Annotated in this window: 11 protein-coding genes and 17 pseudogenes; 13 read left to right on the forward strand and 15 right to left on the reverse strand. The window is 51.3% G+C overall.

The window, feature by feature from the left end; genetic code table 11:
• Positions 1-118 precede the first annotated feature (118 nt).
• Positions 119-1,659, reverse strand: a protein-coding gene (locus IAE50_RS24045) for an IS3 family transposase (protein ID WP_375288065.1) whose coding sequence is annotated in 2 segments (ribosomal slippage) — positions 119-1,176 and positions 1,176-1,659 — 1,542 coding nt in all. Because the reading frame shifts where the segments join, the coding sequence is not laid out codon by codon here.
• 265 nt (positions 1,660-1,924) lie between these two features.
• On the opposite strand from IAE50_RS24045, the pseudogene istA reads away from it, so the two are divergent.
• From istA to IAE50_RS26235, 3 pseudogenes are all read left to right on the forward strand, one after another.
• Positions 1,925-3,444: pseudogene (gene istA / locus IAE50_RS24050) on the forward strand (IS21 family transposase).
• Positions 3,445-3,454: 10 nt separating this feature from the next.
• Positions 3,455-4,196: pseudogene (gene istB, locus IAE50_RS26835) on the forward strand (IS21-like element helper ATPase IstB).
• An 80-nt stretch (positions 4,197-4,276) separates the two neighbouring features.
• Positions 4,277-4,465: pseudogene (locus IAE50_RS26235) on the forward strand (IS110 family transposase); the annotation flags it as partial.
• 724 nt (positions 4,466-5,189) lie between these two features.
• Here the strand turns inward: IAE50_RS26235 and IAE50_RS24060 are convergent.
• The 10 genes and pseudogenes from IAE50_RS24060 to IAE50_RS24110 form a co-directional block, all read right to left on the reverse strand.
• Positions 5,190-5,387: a hypothetical protein gene (locus tag IAE50_RS24060; RefSeq protein WP_200581517.1), complete on the reverse strand. Its 198-nt coding sequence runs from the start codon at positions 5,385-5,387 to the stop codon at positions 5,190-5,192.
• A gap of 37 nt (positions 5,388-5,424) precedes the next feature.
• Positions 5,425-5,601, reverse strand: coding sequence for a hypothetical protein (locus IAE50_RS24065; RefSeq protein WP_200581511.1), 177 nt, complete (start codon positions 5,599-5,601; stop codon positions 5,425-5,427).
• A 504-nt stretch (positions 5,602-6,105) separates the two neighbouring features.
• A complete protein-coding gene (locus IAE50_RS24070; RefSeq protein ID WP_200581512.1) occupies positions 6,106-6,291 on the reverse strand; it encodes a hypothetical protein in 186 nt (61 codons plus the stop codon).
• A 546-nt stretch (positions 6,292-6,837) separates the two neighbouring features.
• A pseudogene (locus IAE50_RS24075) lies at positions 6,838-7,585 on the reverse strand (DDE-type integrase/transposase/recombinase).
• 328 nt (positions 7,586-7,913) lie between these two features.
• Complete coding sequence (locus IAE50_RS24080) at positions 7,914-8,090, reverse strand: hypothetical protein (RefSeq protein WP_234467315.1); 177 nt, start codon at positions 8,088-8,090, stop codon at positions 7,914-7,916.
• A 210-nt stretch (positions 8,091-8,300) separates the two neighbouring features.
• Entirely contained in the window at positions 8,301-8,813 is a 513-nt protein-coding gene (locus IAE50_RS24085) for a phage antirepressor N-terminal domain-containing protein (RefSeq protein ID WP_200581513.1), read from the reverse strand.
• A gap of 190 nt (positions 8,814-9,003) precedes the next feature.
• On the reverse strand, positions 9,004-9,279 hold the full coding sequence (locus IAE50_RS26240; RefSeq protein ID WP_234467316.1) for a glycoside hydrolase family protein: 276 nt from the start codon (positions 9,277-9,279) through the stop codon (positions 9,004-9,006).
• Between the two features lie 164 nt (positions 9,280-9,443).
• Positions 9,444-9,683: a phage holin gene (locus IAE50_RS24095; RefSeq protein WP_200581514.1), complete on the reverse strand. Its 240-nt coding sequence runs from the start codon at positions 9,681-9,683 to the stop codon at positions 9,444-9,446.
• Between the two features lie 900 nt (positions 9,684-10,583).
• Positions 10,584-10,849, reverse strand: a pseudogene (locus tag IAE50_RS24100) (DDE-type integrase/transposase/recombinase); the annotation flags it as partial.
• A 281-nt stretch (positions 10,850-11,130) separates the two neighbouring features.
• Positions 11,131-12,185 (reverse strand): annotated as a pseudogene (locus IAE50_RS24110) (IS3 family transposase).
• A gap of 214 nt (positions 12,186-12,399) precedes the next feature.
• Between IAE50_RS24110 and IAE50_RS24115 the strand changes: the two are divergent.
• Both IAE50_RS24115 and IAE50_RS24120 read left to right on the forward strand, forming a co-directional pair.
• Positions 12,400-13,020: a protein phosphatase CheZ gene (locus IAE50_RS24115; protein ID WP_200581515.1), complete on the forward strand. Its 621-nt coding sequence runs from the start codon at positions 12,400-12,402 to the stop codon at positions 13,018-13,020.
• 339 nt (positions 13,021-13,359) lie between these two features.
• Positions 13,360-13,481 (forward strand): annotated as a pseudogene (locus IAE50_RS24120) (IS6 family transposase); the annotation flags it as partial.
• On the opposite strand, the pseudogene IAE50_RS26245 reads toward IAE50_RS24120, so the two are convergent.
• Positions 13,478-13,653 (reverse strand): annotated as a pseudogene (locus IAE50_RS26245) (dihydrodipicolinate synthase family protein); the annotation flags it as partial. The pseudogenes IAE50_RS24120 and IAE50_RS26245 sit on opposite strands and share 4 nt — an antisense overlap.
• 29 nt (positions 13,654-13,682) lie before the next feature.
• A pseudogene (locus tag IAE50_RS24125) lies at positions 13,683-14,331 on the reverse strand (transposase).
• 37 nt (positions 14,332-14,368) lie between these two features.
• On the opposite strand from IAE50_RS24125, the pseudogene IAE50_RS24130 reads away from it, so the two are divergent.
• The 3 genes and pseudogenes from IAE50_RS24130 to IAE50_RS24135 form a co-directional block, all read left to right on the forward strand.
• A pseudogene (locus tag IAE50_RS24130) lies at positions 14,369-14,878 on the forward strand (DDE-type integrase/transposase/recombinase); the annotation flags it as partial.
• Positions 14,879-14,929: 51 nt separating this feature from the next.
• Positions 14,930-15,016, forward strand: a pseudogene (locus tag IAE50_RS26840) (arylsulfatase regulator); the annotation flags it as partial.
• Positions 15,017-15,270: 254 nt separating this feature from the next.
• Positions 15,271-15,597 (forward strand): AAA family ATPase, encoded by a 327-nt coding sequence (locus IAE50_RS24135; RefSeq protein WP_309228110.1) that lies wholly within the window; start codon positions 15,271-15,273, stop codon positions 15,595-15,597.
• A gap of 483 nt (positions 15,598-16,080) precedes the next feature.
• Here the strand turns inward: IAE50_RS24135 and IAE50_RS24140 are convergent, their stop codons facing one another.
• Complete coding sequence (locus IAE50_RS24140; RefSeq protein ID WP_234467317.1) at positions 16,081-16,215, reverse strand: MerR family transcriptional regulator; 135 nt, start codon at positions 16,213-16,215, stop codon at positions 16,081-16,083.
• Between the two features lie 66 nt (positions 16,216-16,281).
• Between IAE50_RS24140 and IAE50_RS24145 the strand changes: the two are divergent.
• From IAE50_RS24145 to IAE50_RS24165, 5 pseudogenes are all read left to right on the forward strand, one after another.
• A pseudogene (locus tag IAE50_RS24145) lies at positions 16,282-17,473 on the forward strand (ISL3 family transposase).
• Positions 17,451-18,279, forward strand: a pseudogene (locus IAE50_RS24150) (IS5 family transposase); the annotation flags it as partial. The pseudogenes IAE50_RS24145 and IAE50_RS24150, both read left to right, overlap by 23 nt.
• A gap of 27 nt (positions 18,280-18,306) precedes the next feature.
• A pseudogene (locus IAE50_RS24155) lies at positions 18,307-18,441 on the forward strand (transposase); the annotation flags it as partial.
• Positions 18,442-18,674: 233 nt separating this feature from the next.
• Positions 18,675-19,250: pseudogene (locus IAE50_RS24160) on the forward strand (IS110 family transposase); the annotation flags it as partial.
• 839 nt (positions 19,251-20,089) lie between these two features.
• Positions 20,090-21,173 (forward strand): annotated as a pseudogene (locus tag IAE50_RS24165) (lactonase family protein).
• 54 nt (positions 21,174-21,227) lie between these two features.
• Here the strand turns inward: IAE50_RS24165 and IAE50_RS24170 are convergent.
• A pseudogene (locus IAE50_RS24170) lies at positions 21,228-21,518 on the reverse strand (IS3 family transposase); the annotation flags it as partial.
• Positions 21,519-21,563 lie beyond the last annotated feature (45 nt).

The raw sequence follows: 21,563 nt of genomic DNA on the forward strand, positions 1-21,563 counted from the left end.
CCCCGGCAGTACAGCACGGGCGGAAAAAATACGCTTTCAGGGATAAGTAAACGCGGTGCGTATTCCGACCCAAACCGACCATTGATTCCCGGTAACTTTCAAGGTAGTTGTCGTGTTTTTATGCCGCCTGGCGTTCTTTTTCTGGATTTAGCGATACTGTTTCTACCGGTGACCAGTTTCGGGTCTGTTGTGACCAGCGTTCCGGATGCTTTTTTCTCGCTGTTTCGTAGAGCTTTTTGCGCCGGGCAAGGAGCTCAATGTCCTTTCCACAGTGTTTTTCATCTGGCGTAACGTACCTTATTCCACTGTGGCGATGCCGGGTGTTGTACCACTGAACGAAGTCGTGGACCCATATCCGGGTATCACCCACACTGTGGAACCCATTTCGGGGCCATTGAGGGCAATACTTCAGCGTTCTGAACAGCGATTCTGAGTACGGATTGTCGTTGCTCACCCGTGGCCTGCTGTGTGATGTGACGATGCCCAGATCATACAGCTTTGCCTGCATAGTGAAGCTTTTCATCGGGCTACCGTTGTCCGCGTGCAGAACCAACTGGCGACTGTCGCATTTTTCCCGCCAGACTGAACGTTGCAGCAGCTCTGATGCATGCTGGCCTGACTCCCGCTCGTGGACCTCCGCACCAACAACTTTACGGCTGAACACGTCAGTGATCATGTAGAGATAAAATCGTCTGCCCTTAACCTGCGAGGGCAGATGAGTGATATCCCATGACCACAACCGGTTTGACGCTGCGGCTGTATAGCTTGTGGGCCTGGTGTAGGTGCCGTGCGCTTTTGCCCTGCCACGGTGTCTGACCAGTTTTTCGGCCTTTAGTACGCGGTAAAAGCTGGATTCTGAAGCAATATAAATCCCTCGATCCGCCAGTGCCGGCACGATGTGACAGGGGGGGCGGTCAACATGTTCAGGCCTGGTGCATACCTCAACAATGCGCTGACGTTCTTCATCACTGAGGCGATTCGCGGGTTCAGGACGTATCGCATCAGGGCGTCGATCATGGCCCACGACACCACCACAACGCCAGCGTTGCAAAGTGCGAACAGTGATGCCGGCTACTTCACAGGCCCTATGTTGTCTGGCACCACTAAGTACTGCGGTTTCGATCAGGGATACCGTTTCAAGCCGCTCCGGGTAAGGGGTCAGACGTCCTCTTCTTCGTCCCGAAGGGCTGACAGCTTTTCCTGCAGCACCAACAGTGCGGCGATCTCTGCGAGCGCTTTATCCTTGCGACGGAGCTCTTTTTCCAGCTGGCGGATCCGTGTTTTTTCCCCACGGGTGGCTTTCTGAACTTCTGCCAGTTGGCGATGCTGGGGCATATTGGCGGCCAGACAGTTCTGCTTCCACAGCCTGATTTGCTCTGCATATAACCCATTTTTGCGACAGTATTCCGCCAGCTCATGTTCCGACATGATGGCCGTTTCCAGCAGGATGGAAAAAATTTGCTCAGGAGATCGACCATCAGTCTGATCTTGTTTTTGTGCGATAAGGCCCTCCATTTCCAGTTGCTGACGCCAGCCATGAACAGTCGAAATACCGGCCCCAATATCATCCGCTACCTGGCGCAAAGACCAGTTATAAGGTGGCAAAAGATGCATGATGGCCCGTTCTTTCAGTTCCGGGTCAATGGGTTTATTAGCCATTATATGTTCTCTCACCCCCTGTTTAAAAATGAGGCGACAACTACCCTGACACAGGGGGGATCGCACTTTCCGATTTAATTCGACCACGAATTCCGATTTGTTCCGGCCAGATTTGGCCTTCCGTCGGAATCCGTGATCCTAGCTCCGGAATCCGTGATCGGATTGTCGGAATCGGTGATCCTGTCGTCGGAATCCCGCGCTTTTCACTTTTAAAACAATGGACAACACTTTCTCCTTATAACGCATCTTCCGGAGGAGTGTCGCCATGGCAAGACTGAGAACGCGGATGAGTAAAATTAAAGAACTGCTGCGCCTTAAATTTGACTGCCACCTGCCCAACAGGAGCATCTCTGCCTGTCTGAATATCGGGTGCAGCACCGTCTCTGATGTGGTCACCCGCTTCAGGGGGAGCCAGCTGGCGTGGCCCCTGCCGGAGGATAGGACGGAATCACAACCCGAAGCGTTGCTTTATACCGGACGCGCCAGCGACAGCCATAAACGAATGCCGGACTTCTCGCTGTGCCATCAGGAACTGAAGCGTAAAGTAATGACCAAAATCCTGCTCTGGCAGGAATATCAACAGAAAGCCGGCGAAAACGCCTACGGGTACAGCCAGTTCTGTAACCTCTATGGTGAGTGGATTAAGCAGCAAAAACGCAGTATGCGTCAGCATCATGTCGCTGGTGAGAAGCTGTTCCTCGACTTCTGCGGGCCGACGATCCCGGTTATCAACCCGGATACGGGGGAGGTCCGGCAGGCGCATATCTTCGTCGCCACACTCGGTGCCTCTAACTACACCTATGTTGAAGCCTGTGAAAACCAGCGGCAGGAAAGCTGGATGATGGCCCACGTCAGAGCGTTCGAATTCTTCGGCGGTGTTCCTCAGCTTCTCATCCCGGATAACCTGAAAGCGGCAGTCAGCCGCGCAGACCGCTACGAGCCGGTACCTACCGTAAGCTGGCTCGGCACTACAACACGGCAGTGATCCCGGCCCGGCCCCGTAAGCCGAAAGACAAACCCAAAGTTGAAAATGCCGTTCAGATCGTGGAGCGCTGGATCCTGATGCGGTTGCGGCATGAAGTGTTCCATACGCTGGTTGCGCTGAATCTGGCCATCAGTGAGCTGCTGCAGGATCTTAATGAGCGGCCGTTCCGTCGGTTGCCGGGTTGCAGGAAAAGTCTGTATGAACAACTGGATAAGCCCGCACTGAAGGCTCTCCCGCCATACCGCTATGAATACGTTGATATCCGCCAGGCGAAGGTCGGTCCGGACTATCACGTGCTGTACAGCAAACATGCGTACTCCGTGCCTCATGCGCTGGTCGGCAGCCATATCGATATCGAAGCCGGAGCCAGGCTCATCCGCCTCTATCACCGGGGAACGCTGGTTGCCCAGCATCCACGGGCACAGCAACAGGGTAGCTTCACCACGCAGGCAGAGCATATGCCGGAATCCCATCGCCGGCAGCGATGGAGCCCGGAAAGGCTGCTGTCCTGGGGCGAGAGCATCGGCAGCGCCACCCACGCCGAGGTGGCCTGGCACCTGCACCATCGTGCGCATCCTGAACAGGCTTACCGGACCTGCCTGGGGCTGCCCAATCTCAGTCGTGAATATGGCGATGCCAGACTGGAGAACGCCTGCCAGCAGTCGTTGTTACTGGAGCGCCCATGGCGGCAGGTGATCCTGAACCTGCTGACAAACCACCGGGACCGGCTGAAAGACGAAGCGCCGGATGAATCCCCTGTAGAGCACAGCAACGTACGCGGTGCCGGGTACTACCACTGAGGAGAAAATAATACATAACAACCTGCTGGAACAGATACGGGCCCTGCGGCTGGGGCACATGAATAACGCGCTGGAGCTGCAATGGTCGCAGCCTATGACTTACACCTCGCTGAGCTTCGGGGAATGGCTGGGTCTCCTGCTGGAGCACGAACTGCTGCAGCGTGAGGTCTCGAAGGTCAACCGCCTGCGAAGACAGTCAAAACTGAGACTGGATGCGCACCTTCACAGCTCGACTACCGGCCGGAACGGGGCCTGAACTGGCAGTTACTGGTACAACTGCTGACAGGCGCTTATGTTCATCGTCATGAAAATGTGCTGATAACAGGACCTACGGGATGCGGAAAAACGTACGTTGCCTGTGCCCTGGGCGAACAGGCCTGTCAGCAGCATATCCAGGTGGTGTACTACCGGCTGACGCGGCTGCTTGATGACCTGAATATCGGCCATGCCGACGGGAGTTACCAGAAGCTGCTGCTGCATCTGTCGAAAAAAAACCTGCTGATCCTTGATGACTGGGGGCTTGAGAAGCTGAACACCCGCCAGGCCTCAGATCTGCTGGAAGTGATGGAGGACAGATACCAGCGGGGAGCACCATCATCATCAGTCAGCTCCCGGTGAGTGAATGGTACAAACTGGTAGGCAACCCGACGGTAGCCGATGCCCTGATGGACCGGCTACTGCACAACGGACATCGCGTTGAGCTCAGGGGCGAATCAATGCGTAAACTGGCGCAAGCCGATCATACGGGTTAAAAACTAGAGTAAGAAATAACCAGCGCGGGAAGCGCGATCGAAATCGCCGGAATCACTGACCGGAATCATCGGAATACGCACGCGGAGATAAAAACCTGCGACGCTTACTGTTTCACTGCGCCAGGGTGTTTATCCGGAGAATCGGGCATCAGTCAGGAAGCCTGGCTGAATGGGTAAAAGCTCAGCTTGAGCGAAAACGCTCGAATATAGTGGACTGTGCCCTGGCTAACAAAATGGCCCGAATAGCGTGGGCAATAACGACCCGGTAAACCGTGTTCGGAAGGTAACGGTTACGCAGTTTATTGGCGGGTTAAACGTTAACAAAAGTAGTTCCCAATCTGGTTTTGCGAAGACTGATTATTGATGACATGAACGGCAAACCGGCCTGATAGAAAGCTTACGTAAAAAATGACTCACTGAAGCCGTGAGGTTTTTTAAGTCTTATCAGGCGCGGAACTCATCGTGGCGCGGGCATCCTTGCCCATAGTGACGCCGGATAGATTTAAGCAAGCCCATCATTAATCAAAAATCAGTGTTGCAGAAATGGTGGGGGCCATAGATTCTTACACGATTCATGCAGTTATGGTATCCTGTACCGGCGATTTCTTTGTCGCGAATTTCTTCAGACACATAATTCTTTGCCCGCGCCACTGCGGGCTTTTTTTTGCATTACGTGCTGTCGTCCTTGATGCGACCCGATCAGAGGCTATATTTTAACCACATATAAGAAAACGCGTATTCGAAAATTAGCCCGTGTAGCCCTACCCGATACAGGATACACGGGCCTTTTTACTTCCGTGCCGCAAATCATGAAAAACCGGGCTTTACAGATTATCCTGAGCAAATAATAAGAACAGCTGTATGCACCCCCGACGCTACCTGAAGACCAGAGGGGCGTTTTTTTTCTATTTTTCCTGTGTGCTGTCGGCACGCGTTACCAGATACTGTTTTCCCGGCATTCCAGCGCCGGTACAAAGTGAAACCGCTTTACCTTCATTTTTGTGGAACAATCTTAAAGTCGGTATTATCGATCAGAATCGGCTCTCCTTTGTCGTTAGCGGCGATCATCTTTCCTTTTGGGATACTGTTTGATGTAAAAAACCAGTTATCATCCGGAATCTTCACAGCTCCCTTTGTCGAATGAAAACCAGGTATAACTTCCGTTAGCGTTTCAGGGTTAAAAAGGCGCATATCTGGCACTTCGGTAGAATCCGTCAGTATTAGTCGTTCAATCTGAACTCATGATAATAAAGATAATTTTTGCAGCATCTGTTAAATCAGTCACTACCATAGGCACCCGAACTTTATAAAGTGTATCGCCGGACTTTATCAGTGACTGTTTTTCAATGTTGGTCGCAGGACCGGGTAACGCAATGGGATAGTTAACCGAGGCGTTTCCTTCCATATTTGCCAGCCCTGCCCCCTCAACTCTGTCGTTCCGTCACTCCATTACAGTACTTCCCATTTGCGTTTCCGCCTGTTTTGATTACTGCTGCTTTGTCGTTTAGACTACTAACGTTGCCAATGAGTGCCAGTTTTCCATCAGTGTTTCCTGCCGAAGCCAGACTAAGATAATAAAGTATTCCGTAAACACTCTTCCCGCTAAGGTCGGTAAGTGTAGCATCCTTAGGCTGTTTGCCATTCAACTGCTGAGTAACCGTCGAATTGAAAGACAGATCGTTATTAATTGCTGCCGCCAGTTTGCCAAGTGTATTTAATATTGATGGGGCATTACTTATAAGCGCAGAATCCGCGTTTTCAATGGCCTGAGTAATACCAAGATAATCACGGATATCGCTATCGTTATGGCTGGCGCCCTCACTGATACTGTGTGTGCTGCAGTTTCCCGGAGAGACAGTAAGCCAGCGCGATGGCAGACTCGATGGCCTCCCAGTCCGGCTTTGACATATCAATTTCTGACGAAAATCACTTTAGTGGTGATGAGGCGACGAATCAGCCTTGCAGCTTCATGCTCCATATCAGCAATGGTTTCCTGCGTGGCGGGCTTATTGGCATATTTACGCTCAATCTCACCCAGCACAGCGTTAACATTGGCATTAGCCGGTAAAAGGGTTTCTACCTTTAATCGTGCCATTTTATCCCTGCTTGATCTGTGGAAGAAAGTGGCTGAACATTCTGTCAAGCAAGTAGCAATAGGGTTCTTTGGCTTCATCAGACCTGGTAGTTATCCCGCAATAGAACGTCGCATGTGCGCTCTCATGAACCAGAGTCGAAATATTCCCATCAAACACGCCAACAAGGTACATATTTTCACCTGTAGTGTCATCGCACAAATGCATTGTTCTGCCGTTACAATATGAAAGGTTTTGCGATGGCTCATCGAGACTGGCCAGGGCTTGCTGCTATTCTTCCTTGATGGTACAGAGGTAGATGTTAGCCGAGTGAAATAATGGAACAAAAAAATGCGCCAGCTTAGGCTACTTTTTCTTCGCATTTAGCATTAGTAAGGATCCGGCACGCGGGCGCACATAAATTTTATGCTGCAACATCGGGTGCCCTCAGTGAAAACATCCCGTATTGCTTACACCATCTTTTTAGCCGGCGAAGCCACATCGTCGAATACAGTATCAACGTCATGGCCTGTGATCTTGACCCGCCATCTCCGGACAGCTTTTGTATCTTAAGTTAACGATGCCAGCTGCCGCCGGTATTCTCTCGGAGAGTGATATCTCAGCGCACTATGCGGGTGATTTTCATTGTAATGCGTGAACGCTGCTGCAAGATTTAGCAGTGCTGTTCTCACATCCTGTTTTGGCATGAACGCGTATAGTCTTCCTTCATCGTTTTCACGAACCGTTCGGCCATGCCATTACTCTGCGGGCTGCTCACCGCTGTTGTGCAGGGCTCCAGATTCAGTTCTCTCGCGAACCTCCGCGTTTCATGCGCGGTATACGCTGAGCCGTTGTCCGTCAGCCATTGCACCGCTGTGTCGGGCAACCTGTTGCCGAAGCGCTTTTCTACCGACCTCAGCATCACATCCTGCACGGTCGAACTGTCATAGCCTTCCGTGCTCGCGGCCCAGTCTATGGCCTCACGGTCGCAACAGTCCAGCGCGAACGTCACCCGCAGTTTTTCGCCGTTGTCGCAGCCGAACCCGAAGCCGTCTGAACACCACCGCATATCGCTTTCTGCTTCAGCGCAGCTGTGAGCTCAGAAGCTGGAACAACTTCTTCTCCGGCAGCAACGGCGGCGAGGCTACCCTTCTGATATTGCTTCTTCCACTTAAACAGCAGCCTGGGCTGAATACCGTGCAGGCGTGCGACGTGAGAGACATTCATTCCGGGCTCCATCGTCTGCCGGATAATGGCGATTTTCTCCTGAGGAGTCTTATGGTTACGGACTTCTTGCCCTAAAAGGATCCCGGTCATCTCAAAATTAGCGTTAGTGTTAGACATATATTCAAGCCTATCTCTTATCTGGAGATACAGCTGCTGTCCGGTGTTTCAGGGGGCTACATCAGCCTGCCACTTCCAACAGTTCTTTCACTTTTGCCAGTACGGCATCAGTTTTGTCGGTCACCGTGGTGGCCGGTTGTGGTTTTGCGGTGGTAGTACCGTCATACAATGGTTCAGACATCGTTACTTCCTCTTTTTCAGGTAAGGCCCGCTCAGTCCGGTTAAATCTTTTTTGGCGCTTCACTCTGTGCCTCCTGTAGCCGGGACTCGGCCTGCTCATCCAGTTTGTTTTTCAGCTCGTCTATCTGAGCCTGAAAACGCTGCTCTGCATCGTGCCATCCGTCACGAATGGCTGTTGATTCACCTCTGCCTTCTGAGGACTTTTCTTCCAACGGAACAGGCCCACCAAATAACCGGCAGCAAAGCCGATGCCCAGCGCCACCAGCGACCAGATGATTAATGAGATAGGAGTGAACATGGTTTCGTAACTCCGGAAGGGGGGAGCCTGGATTCAGGAAAGTGCACAATGAAATAAGCATACCGGCAGCATAAAAATTTAATGCTGTGAATCCATGACAGGGCGCGATATAAATCAGTCCATCAGGAAGATTGCATAAAATTATTCATCTGCATTTTCTGGCGATTTCGTGATGTCACTGTCGCCAGAGCTTTTGAAGATCGCTCCTGTTCAGGTGCGGGTAAGTTTTCTTTCCCCGGTATCCGCCAGGCGGAACTTAATCAGTCCATTAGCTTCATCCACCAGCGCCTTTATTTTCGAAACGTGAGCCGATTTAACGCTCTTCCACTCGTTAATACCGGTACCAAACAAACTAGCGATCCCTTTATCCCGCTTAAAATCAGCGCAGGCCTGATTCAGATCTCCCATCACTTTGACATTGCGAGGATTAACGACTACACCCTGCGTCCAATACTCGTAAAGCATATCGTCGCACTCTTCCTGATAACGAATAATGTTATCGCGAATTTCAGGCTTAACCTTGTTGGGGCCGATGGTCTGTAGCCATCCGGCGATTTTACGCAGCGCGAGACATGCCATCTTTTGCATGCCGTCAGCAGTGGGTATAGTGATTTCCACCATACCTTTGGCAAATCGCTGATTTAACTTCACATGCTGGCTTTTCCAGTCCATACATTCAACGATTGGCTTCATTGGAGTCGCTGCGAACGCAATGGGCAGCATCAACGTTGCTGATGACAGTCTTTGCTTATTTCTTCTGCTGAATGGCCGCATCGCGCTGTTGCCCCACAATCAGGGTTGAGTCACGGTAGTGCGCAGCAGTCAGTAGCCGCTATGAGCACCATCAGCAGGAACGCCATCACCGTACACCAGTGCGTTATCAGTCAGGTCATTTCTGGCCCCACTAACAGATTCACGTTCCACCTCGCGGAGGTTGGCAAGCCCCTGGTTTGCACGCTGTCACATAGACCCGGCTTCGCAGGCCGTAGGCCTGTTGCCAGCGCCCGGCGTTCAGGTTACGCAGCACCGAAAAATGCTCGAAGGCCTTCACGCTCACGTTATAGCTGAACGAAATCAGCGCGGCTTTCTGGTACTCACTGGCCGGGATCCTGACATAACGATCTACGGAGCGGGTGTAGGGCTTCAGGTGTTTTTGCAGGAGTGCCCAGCTTCGGCCTGGGTGTAACATCAGGGCCGTGATACCGTTGCAGATCGTCCAGACCCCGCCCCACATCGCGATAGGGCGTGAGCTTTTCCCCCTCAAGAGCAGGGACAAGCACGGCCGAAATCGCAAGAGCACCGCCGCCGGCTGCGGCTACAATCCGCTGACGAAGAACAGGTGAATAGCCATGGTCAGTCGTCCTGCGGTGGTGAAGTAACGTAGCCCCGATCCAGTGCCTTCTCATATGCCTTAGTCTGGCGGCGCTTAAAGTACATATTCGTGATGAGTGTGAGTATTGCGATAATGAAACCGCCAGCTAACGCTAGCTGATTCCAGTCAAGCCCATGCAGCCAGCCGAACCATCCTGACAGGCCGCCAGACACGCTGTAGTTCGTGACTGTCGATATTTTGTCAGGTATGTTTTTAACCATATGGAGACCTCCGTTATTGACAGAAGTTGTGTGAGGAAAAGGGTCAGTCCATCGGACTGCATTTACCGACGAAGCGTCTGGAGTTGATTGCCCGTAACCTGAAATAAAAAAAGCCAGCGGTTAAGCTGGCAATCTGAGGATGAAGCAATGTCGGATTTGTGTCCGAAGATACCCTGGCTGGCTTTGGTGGGCCGTGAAGGATTCAAACTTGTCTAACCTTCCCTTATGAGGGGACCGCTCATACCAGATGAGCTTCCGGCCCGTAATAAAAAAAGCCCACTCATATGAGTGGGCAAAGCGAATATCAAATTGGCACTACATTTCTGATTCAACTTCGAGATTGTGGTGCCGGGTGCCTCCCGGTGGATCTTTGGCAGGTTGCCGCACTGATCCGCGTACCTTTAACTGCGAATCAATGAAACAAGTCATTGACCGCAACCTTTACGCCCCGCCGCTGAGGGGGATTCACCACACTGCTAAATTTATACCCACTCTGTAATAAAGGTCAATACAGCACGCCATTCCCTGGTGTGGACTGTAGATTCGCAATCATTTACAGGTCTTCAGGTCCCAAGTAGTAATACATGCTCTGACGCTAATGCGATTAACAGCCCGGCACGCCTGCCCGGAGCGAATTTGGTGCCGGCCTCCTCATAAGATATTCTGTGTTTTCCACAACTTAGAAACCGCAGAGGCCCGGCATGTCTAAAAAAGCCATTCCCTTGTTTTGTTACAGGGACGCAAATCAATATGACGAATTGCGGCAAGTTTTTACTGACACTCACGCCCTTCCAGCGGCTTTCGACGCCTGACAAAGAGACGCCGAAATAAGCATTCAGGTACTCCACCACCAGGGTGTTATTGTCACCCGCATATATCCCGAGAGTGCAGACGAGTTCATCAGCTATTGCCGCGACTCTGAATAGACTGTCGACGAGGAAGGCCGAAGTAAAATGACTCCGCCTGACCTTTGCGCAGCGCACGCATCACTTCAATTCCTTTTATCGTGCATAAGCCATCTTCATCGATTTAAATCCCGGTGTGGCGCTGATTATTCGTTTCAACCTGCCATGATCACATCCGATAACGTTGTTCCGGTATTTGATCTGCCGGTGCTCCACCTCCGGCGGGCATTTCCCTTCACATTTCAGTAACGCCAGTGCTTTGATGCCATATCCATAGCAGTATGAACTGCTGTTTCACATTTCAGCCCTCCAACAACTCTTTCTAATGCGGCGATAAACAAATTAAAGGCTGGCTCGTCAAACTGAATGATATCGACACCCACCGCTTCTAATTTTTTAGCTTCATGATTGGGAATTTTAGCAAATTCCAGGCCAGCTTTTCACTGTACATCATAGATTGTATTAATCATCGTCATAGGCCCATTTCGGCATTATTCTTTGGCCTCTTTTTGACAGACAGCATCAGTGCCTTGGATTAGCCTCTATATTTCCATACACCTTTTATCACTTAACCCATAGTTGGTTTGCCGCCTGAGATATTCTCGGGGCGAACGGTATCCAAGTGCACTGTGCGGATGCCACTCGTCATAGTGCTCGAACGCTTCTGCAAGGTTTCTCACTGCCGTTAACCCGTCAGGTTTGGGATGACTGTGTAGTCCCGCTTCATCGTCTTAACGAAGCTCTCCGCCATTCCATTACTTTCGGGACTCCTTACTGCTGTATTTCACCACCAGTACTGGCTGCCCAGTGCAACGCCTCACGATCGCAGCAGTACAGTGCGAACGTGACACGCAGCTTTTCGCCGTTATCGCAGCGGAACTCGAACCCGTCTGAACACCATCGCTGATTGCTTTCACCAACCGCCGCTTTCCCCATATGAGCCCGTTTTGACAACGTGACGGGAGGCTTCCGCCCAAGCAGTAAGGCGTTCTGACGCATAATCCGGTAAACCCGTTTGGCATTCACGACAGCCGCACCTTCTGCTTCCGATTGCCGGCGCAGCAGAGCCCATACCCGCCTGTAGCCATAAGTCGGCAGTTCGCCAATGACGACATGGATGCGCAACAGCGTATCACTGTCATCGGGCTGGCGTTTACAACGCCGATCCTGCCAGCTGGCCGGAGATAGTGTCGGGTGCGCACGCGAGATCTGCAAACAGCGGCTGACGAGGCTTATTCGCCATTCTCTGGCAACAAAGGCCGTGCGCTATCCACTTTTTTTGATGGTCAATATCGACAGCTTCTTTAAGCAACTCAACTTCCATTATTTTCTTGCCAAGAAGGCGTTGAAGTTCTTTGATCTGCTTCATGGCAGATGCCAGTTCTGAGGCGGGAACCACCTGCTCACCAGAAGCGACGGCGGTCAGGCTGCCTTCCTGATACTGCTTACGCCAGAGGAACAACTGGCTGGCTACCACCCCATGCTGACGGGAAACAAGCGAAACAGTCTGACCGGGCTCAAGACTTTGCTGAACAATGGCAATTTTTTGCTGAACGGTACGCCGTCTGCGCTTTTCGGGGCCTAAAATGTCTATCATCCGGACTCCAACGACTAGTCTAAAACTAGTATTAAGAATATCACTTATTTAAGTGATATCAGCTGTCTGGAGATTCAGGGGCCAGTCTATGCCTTTAGGCAGTAGCTGTGATTGCTGTCGGTAATGGATAACTTTTTCATGAAAATATTCACATAATGCAGTTGCCTGCCGATAACAGAAGGCAGACAAATCCACTTCAGAGGAGCTACCTCCCATGTCATTACCGGTCCATCCTGGAAAGAAAAACGATATCCACGCGCTTATTCTCCGCACCGGCTACATCCTGCGCACGCTGCGCGACAGCCTGCACCAACTGGGTCTGGATAAGACCATTGCAGAAGTGGCAGGGAGTATCCCCGACGCGCGCGCGCGCCTCGGCTACGTGGTGACTCTGACCCGCGACGCGGCAGACGGCGTACTGAACAGCGTCGAACAGGCGCAACCCGGGCAGGCCCTGCTGGCAGAGGGTGCCGCGAGTCTGTCGTTACGTTGGGATGCCTGGTTCGAGAGTCCGGGGGATAACGCGCAGGCCCGCGCACTCGCGATGGATACCCGGGACTGGCTGGCTACGGTAGCGCCTGTTGCCGGAGCAACGCGACAGCATCTGCATGCCATCATGATGGCGCAGGGGTTCCAGGACCTGACCGGGCAGATTATGCAGCGCATGATGGTGGTTCTGAACGGGGTGGAGCAGCAGTTGGTTCAGGTGCTGCGCGATAACGCGCCTGAGAAGGACTGTACCGGGCGCTCAGCAACTCCTGTCTCTGTCCTGACGGCGGATAAACCCGCCAGTCAGGACGACGTGGATGACCTGCTGGCCAACCTAGGGTTATAACCTGCCTCCCTGCGCACTGATTTCATCCACACAGACAATAAAACGGATGTCATCCTCAGCGCATTCGCTGCACTCCCCGCTGGCCTGAACGGGTACTCCATCTTGCCGATGGGCAGGGTAGCTCCCGCCAGAAGCGGCGGGCAGAAGTACAGTTTCAGATGTGTTACGGAAAACGTCAGGTACACATCCCGAGCACACAGCGGCGCCGGGCAAAACCCACCCTGAAAAGTGCCGCTGCCTGAACGGCGTCTGGCAGGGATGGGGGGACTTTCGCTGGCACTGTTACAAAAATCGGCAGGCTGACACGCTTCGGTGATGTATCCGACGGAGGCACAAATGATGAACCCGTTCAGAGGCCGCCATTTCACTTTCGTTATCATTCTGTGGGCTGTTCGCGGGTACTGCTGCAAATATGGCTCAGCTACCGGGAGCGGCAGGAAATGCTGGCTGGGCGTGGTGTGCCCGGATTATCATAGATGCACACTGGTAGAGATACGTGCTGGGTAGCGGTCTCGAATAGTGAGAAGACTTCTTCGTCACGGAGTGACTGGTGCTGACAGCCGGGAGTAACAGGACATTTGCGCCAGCGGCCTTTGCATCATCTGCCTGTTGTAGAATGACATCGGTACTGACCACCCGCTAAATAGCTGCGCGGAATACCGCTACACTTTCGCCAGTCCATGTTTTCCTCCGGGGAACGGGCTGACCGTCTTCATAAAATGACGAACCTTTTTCAGCAGTTGCCACATTGAACGACACTGATGGTTGCGGGTGATTGTATCGTGTAGCACCTGCCATAGTCGCTCAGCATGGCTAAACCAAGGTGAGTAAACCGACTGGTAATTACCCTGAACTTCGGATTTTGTTTCAGCCAGCGCTGCGTTTCCCGGCTTCTATGGATAATATAGTTGTCCACGATTAGCGTGATGTTTTTTGCCCGACGGTAAGTCGCCTTCAGATGTTTTAACAGACTTATAAACAAGCCTGAGCTTTTGCTGCTGCCCCCACATAGCTGACTCTGCCTGTGTGCCCCGGCAAGATAATATTTCTCATTCTGACCGGGCGTCACCACGCGTTTCTGCTGGTCAAGTAACAATGTGCAGATCTGTTCAAACGGCTAACGCCGGGAGCGCCCTGCGGGTAAAGACTTCAAACCTTCAACGCCCGACAGCGTAAACCAGTTAATCCAGCGGCCTAGGATGAACGGGCGCAGCAGAGCGTTCGGGCAACATCGCTGACACGGTCGCCCCGGTGTAACATCAGCATGACGGTCAGTCTGCGGGCATAATCCTTGTCACGCGTGCTATGGATTGTTTTCTACATCAGACGTCGTTCGGTTCGCGGGATTTACTGGCGTAATTCCTCAGATCTCAATCCGTGGCACATTGACGAAACGTACGTGAAGATGAATGGTCGCTGGGCTTATCCGTCCCGGGCCGTCGACGGTCGGGGGAGCAGGCCCAATTTTTATCTTTCCCCGCTCCGGAAAACTAAAGCAGCGTACCGGTTTTTTCATAAAACTCTGCATAGCGTGAAACGGTAGCCAAATCCCGCGATTTATCAACACGAACAAAGCGCTCACTTGTGGCCGTGCGCTTGCGCTGCTCAAGCGCGAAGGTTGGTGTCCGCCTGAGGCTGAACACCGACAAATCAAGTACAGGAATAACGTCACTGAATGCGATCACACCAGACTGAAAAGGATAACCGGCATGCAGGACTTAAATCGATGAAAACGGCTTACGCCACAATCAAAGGCATTGAGGTGATGCGTGTCCTGCGCAAAGGCCAGGACACACCGTTTTATTATGGTGATCCGCCGGGCGAGATGCATCTGGTGAGCAGCGTTTTTGAAATGTAAAGCTTTTCAATAACACAAAAGGCCAACCCATCGCGAACTTTGCAACAGTGCCTGATGGACAGCGCATCAAAAGTTCAGATGGATTACATCTGTCTGCAATATCCCGGATTTTTTCGCTTAACAAAATGGATGGAGTGACTGGCTCAGGGGATTGCTGATGAGGTGATCGAAGTTCCGGAAGATCATTAAAAAATTGCATGCCGAAATTTTCGGCGGTTACGGAGTAAAATATCACCCTACTGCATCAATTGCAAAGTGAGTCCGGTCAGAATAGCGTAGTCATGGACAACCCGGAAGAAGCCAGTTAGAATAAGATTGAACCTTTTGATCGCTACCTCGGTGTAGCTCAAACTGGGCTCGTTTGAAGTCAGAGAACATGGAGGCGGAAGCCAGTGAATAACACCCGTAAAAAGGAAGGAAGAATGCGGAGAGCCAATTTGAGGATCAATAATTTTCGTGGTGTGAAAACGGGCTTTGTGCAGTTCGGCAAACATCCTGTTCTTATTGGAGATAACAATACTGGCAAGACCACGCTGATCGAAGCATTACCTCTTGTACTTAGCAGAAATCGCCTAGTGCGGGAGTTGATCGAGCATGATTTTTATGGCTCCAACCCACAGGCGAGCGATCGAATGTGCAAGCTCGTTTTGACCATGAGAGACTGGCCGTGGAAACCATACGCTACTTTCATGGCTATGAAGAGCCAATTGACCCCTTAGCTGATGAGGCACCCGCACCGGTCCTGGCAAGCTTACACAGGAACTGAGGTTCTATCTGGTGCGTGCGAGCCGGACCTGGGGCAAAGTCTTCTCATGAGGTAATGAGCTTTTCAAGCGCACGTTGTTGGCGGCTGCGGCTCAGCCTGCGGGTGCGTTGCTTGCTGAGCGGGACCGTTTGCGGGCTCCGGCCCAGCCAATTGATACCAACCCGGGTATTCAGCCGCTGATCCAGCATATAAATGCGAGCTTGCGCTCTCGCTCCCGAACGCTCCGAAAGTCCAGTTGAGTCTCACAAGCATGGACAGCCGGTCTGTGATGGAGGCAGTTTCAGCCTACTTTGCAGCAACGGACGGCTTTAGCATTCCCGCGGAGAGGCAGGACAGCGGACTGATTCAATGCAAGACCTGCTATTACTTCTTGAGCTTGGTCGCGCTCGTGTTTCAGGTGGCGGAGAATTCCTGATGGCGCCTGAAGGGCCTGAAATCAATCGCCCACCTTCTGCACAGCAGCACCTGGTAATATTCGTTCAACTGTCGCTACGCCTTCTATCTGATAACGTCGATGACCTGTTGCCGTTCGCTCTGGGTGAAGTAAACCAGCCTCTTCGTGATAGCGCAAAAAGGAGTGGAATTGACCTGCTCCCTGTTGATTGATGGGTCTTATCCTATTGTGGTGGCTGGAGGTATGATAACGCTATGTTTTATCACCCAGAATCATCGCCATGGACAAAAGTCCCTCTATGCCCACATCCTCAATCTGTCCAGCCCGTGGCAGGTTAATTCGCTTTCCCTCGATGAAAACGAAGGTTCCGTTACCGCTACTGTCAGAATCGATGAAAACGCTCAGTTAATCTGTCCGGCCTGTGGAAAATCCTGCCCTGTACACGATCACCGGCACCGTAAGTGGCAGCACCTCGATACCTGCCAGTTCACCACGCTGGTTGAAGCCTTGTGCCACGCGTGTGTGTTCTGAGCATGGTTGTAGACCCTGCCTGTTCCGTGGACGGGGCCGTGAAGCCGGTACACGTTGCTGTTCGAATCCTTCGTTCTTTCCTGGCTGAAAATCAGCACGGTTGATGCGGTCAGAAAACAGCTCCGTCTTAGCTGAAATGCGGTTGATGGCATCATGATGCGGGCCGTTAAAGAGGACTTGCCCGGATAAAAAAACCTTTAGCTGCCCGGCATATGAACGTGGATGAAGCCGCTTTCAAAAAGGGACATCGTTACATCACGGTTATCTCAGATCGTGAAGGTCAGGCGCTGGCGTTAACCGATGACCGTGGGACAGAAAGCCTGACTGGTTACCTGCGCACGCTTACAGATCGGCAACTGGACTCAGTGAAAACGTTCTCTATGGATATGAATGCAGGCTATATCAGGGCGGCCCGTATCCATCTGCCCGATGCGGTAAGCAAAATCGCCTTTGACCGGCTCCATGTAGCGAAACAGCTGGCCGAAGTGGTGGATAAAACCCTCCAGAATAAGCATCTGCGGCTTCCTGCTGACAGTCGTCGTCAGGCCAGGGCACCCGCTTCCTGTGGCAGTACGGCGAAAAATGGATGACAGAATCACGCCATGAAAAGCTGACATAGCTGCGTGAGCAGATGCAGCAGACAAGCCAGTGCGCTGAAAGAGCTGACGAGAGATATCTGGGATCGCCCCTGGAATGATGAGCTGCGGACAGACTGGCTGCGCTGGATAGCGCTGGCAGAAACTGCGATGTCGCCGTGATGAGAAATGTGGCAAAAACCATCCGTAAAAGGCTGTATGGCATCCTGAACGCGATGAGGTACTGGGCTGTGTCCCTTAATCATCTGAGTTATAGTAACTACTTATTTCCACAACACTTTGAGTATGGCCCGATACGATCTTCCTGATGAAGCATGGAGCATCATCCAGCCCTTACTGCCTGCTGAACCTACATCTCCACGAGCCGGACGCCCATGGGCTGAGCACCGTAAATCATCAACGGTATGTTATGGGTGTTGTGTTCTGGTGCGCCATGGGGCGATTTACCTGAGCAATATGGCTCCTGGAAAGCGGTTTATAATCTCTTTAATCGGTGGTCTAAATCTGGTGTCATTAACATTATTTTCAACAGATTACTTTCATTGCCTGATGCACATGGCCTTGTTGACTGGTCTGCTACTGCGCTGGATGGCAGTAATATCCGTGCGCTGAAATGCGCAGCCGGTGCTCAAAAAAACATCCCGATATCACCGGGGATAATGGGCCGGGTCGCCCTCGCGGTGGTTCTGGCACCAAAATCCATCTGGCGACAGACGCAGGCGGTCTCCCGCTAAACATTGTACTGAGTCCCGGACAGGCTCACGAAAGCCAGTTCGCATTACGCCTGCTGGATGGTATTGGTGTTCAGCGTCAGAACGGCAGTATGAAGCGCCGTGGTTATGCGGTTTTGGCTGACAAAGCTTACTCAGGGCATGCGCTTCGTAATGAACTGAAACGAAAAGGGATAAAAGCAGTTATACCCCGAAAATCTAATGAAAAAATGGCTTCTGACGGACGCTCACGGTTCGCCAGTGACGTTTACCGTCGCCGCAACGTAGTGGAGAGATGTTTTGGCCGGTTAAAAGAGTACCGGCGTATTGCCACACGCTACGACAAAACGGCGAGAAATTATCTGTCGATGGTGAAACTGGGCTGCATCCGACTATTTACAAGAAGTTATGATTTAAGGGACACAGCCTGGGTCTCAAACGGTAATACGGAAGCGCTGAGCAGCAAAATCAGACTGCTGAGGATAAAAGCGAGGGGTTATAGAAACAGGGAACGCTTTAAGCTGGGCGTCATATTCCACTATGAAAAGCTGAATATGGCGTTCTGAAATGGTCTTCCCCGTCAGTTAAACAGGTTATGAATTAATAGCGTAAGCAACAGTCATCGATTCTCTGTGAACATCTAATCCGGCGTACAACGTGTTATTGTTGTTCATGCTGGCCTCCGTGGTGGTAATACCGGGGTGTGTAGCAACAGCTCACCCATGCGGCTCTGGCAATGATGTTAATCCGCGTTAACTATCCCACGCTGGCCAGCACCTGTCTCACGGAAAGTCATTCTGTCTTATCTGAATTCGGTGTCATCGCGCCACAAAGTACAGACTCCCTGCACCACATGGTTTCTGTGCAGAAGAGCTTTTTACCTCTTCATGTTCAGCAATGTGTTGATGATTTGCTGGAACATGTTGATCGCATTGAAGCTAACATCGCTGAATATGACCGAATCCAGCCTCGTATGGCCAAAGCTGATCACCGCAGTCAGAGGTTGATGGAGCTGAAAGGGATTGGCCCCACAACGGCATGTGCGCCGGTCACCAGTATCGGTAATGCGCATTATTTTAAGAATGGACGCCAACTTGCAGCCTAGCTCGGACTGACGCCATCGCAGTACAGCAGTGGCGGAAAATCAAAGCTCGGCAGGATCACAAAAGCCAATGATTCGTATCTGCGAACTCTTCTGGTACAGGGGGCTCGTTCAGTACTGATTGGCTCTGAGAAAAGGACTGACTCATTCAGTCTTTAGGTATGTTCACTGGTCGAACGCAGAGGATACTGGCGCTCTGTTGTGGCCATCGCCGCCAAAAATGCAAGGCTGTGCTGGGCATCATTGCATTACGATAATGATTTCAGGCTGTAAGCACGAAGCAACAGTATGACTATACTGACCTGCAACTCGTTGATGATAAAGGGTTAGCTCCCGTGAGGTATATCTGATCATTGTACAGGATATACGTATCCGCTTAACGAACAAGGGCCTCACGCGCGTCTTTCATCAGGGTCCGAATCGATAACGATTCATTATGACCGTTTATAGTACTGCAGTCTCTCCCCTTTATTTTTAACTGTAGTGCAACGAAACCATAGACACCGGCGTTGACATGCCGGGGAAGCCCTTATATTACAATAATTTTCGATATCAAACTGACTCCAGTTTAGTCTCCAGGATTACCGGGGCGATTCAAAAGGTTGCTTATCATCATATTTGCAACAGTCCCTTCTGCCCTACACTTGTGACATAACACATCCCATCCCAAAAAATTTCCGTTTAGCACTGGAAAAAAACTCTCTGTATTCCGCCAGAACTTGCTGATAATTTATCCAAATTCTGATTTTTACATACCCAACATAAACGCTATTGGATTCATTCATAAAAACCACGGCCAGTCTACAATCATTTGTGCCACGCAGATGCGTTTTTCTGACATTCTGCGAGGTGACATGACTAAAGAGCGGATGCAGGCCGGCCGTCCGTCACTCTTTTTTGACAACCATTTTCAACATAAAGGAAGAGGGCACATCACTGAAACACGGCATTCTGCCCTTTTTCTCACGGGGCAGTCAATGCATCGATATACAGGCAACCGAAATAACATAAAGACACGTTTTGATTAATGACACTGGCGAGTAGAGAAAATCATGAATAAAACGATTCTGACGGCAGCCGCCGTTGCAAGCGCTACGGCCTTTGTGCCGTTTATGATTCAGGCATCTTATGCTTATGTGGGAACCTATGATCCTAATGGCGAAGGTGTTTATCGATTCACGATCAATGCGCAGGGTGAACTGTTGGAAAAAACGCTGGTAAGCCAGCTGACCAATCAGGCTCAGATGGTCGCGTCAGCCGATGGTAAACATCTCTATGTGGCCAGTGAGACCGAAAAAGGTAGCGTTACCGCTTATCAGATCGGCACGGATGGATCGCTCACCGCATTGAATCAGGTTGACACACAAGGTAAGGGACCGGTCTACCTGTCACTAACCCCCCGATCAGCATTACCTGATAGTTGCCAATTATGTCAGCGGCAGTATTTCTGTGTTTGCGATCACGGCAGAGGGTAACCTAAATGAGGTTATCGATCATCATCAGGACCGCGGCCCAGCGGGAGCAGGCAAGCCGGCCGCAGCAGTAGAGGGCAGTTTTGCGATTAGCGATCACAACGGTCCGCATGCGCATATGATTGCCAGCGATCCAACGGGTAAATTTGTTTACTCTACGGATCTGGGACTGGACCGCATTTACCAGTACCACCTGAATAAAGACGGTACGCTGATGCCCGGTAAGCCCGCATGGATAAACGCTTCTTCAGAAGGTGCAGGCCCGCGCCATTTTGTCTTCAGCGTCGATGGTCACGCTCTCTGGTTAGTTAATGAAGAAGCCTCCACACTTACGCACTACCTTATTAATCCACATACCGGTGCTTTGCAGGAAAATGCCACGGTCTCAACGCTGCCTGCCGGTTATAAAGGCACCAGTTTTGCAGCCGGGTTAATTATGGATAAGGCGGGGGAAAATCTTTACGTGGCCAACCGCCTTCATAACAGCATCGCGCATTTTGAGGTCAATGCTAACGGCACACTGACGCATAAAGACGATGTGTGGACGCGAGGTGATTACCCCAGAACACTGGCACTATCACCCGATGGCAACATAATTTACGTGATGAATCAGCGTAGCGATAACATCACCAGCTTCAGGGTGGATAAAGCAAGTGGCACCGCCACCTTTACAGGGAACTACGTTGCCATAGGCGCGCCCTCACAAATGGTCATTGTGCCCTGACACATTAAAGCTGGCAACAAGCACTCTGTGAACTGCCCCCTTAAAGTTGGACAGTTAGATTATAGGGCTGGTTAAGACTTGAGTCCGGTATTCTACCGGGCTCATCCCATTGAGTCTTAAGCTAATTCGTTCAGCATTGTAATAGTGGATATAATGCTCAACAGATTGCCTCAACTCATTGATTGATTCGAATTTGTTTAGCCTAAAACATTCTGATTTCAGTGTGCCAAAAAAGCTTTCGATTACTGCATTGTCCAGGCAATTCCCTTTTCGGGACATACTTTACACGATATCGTGGCTTTTGAGTCTCTCCTGATAGCTCGCCATTTGATATTGCCAGCCCTGGACGCCCTTCTAAGTGTCAAGTCATTATTTGAGTGCTGTTGATCT

The organism is Kosakonia sp. S42 (assembly GCF_016624785.1).
GTDB lineage: Bacteria > Pseudomonadota > Gammaproteobacteria > Enterobacterales > Enterobacteriaceae > Kosakonia > Kosakonia cowanii.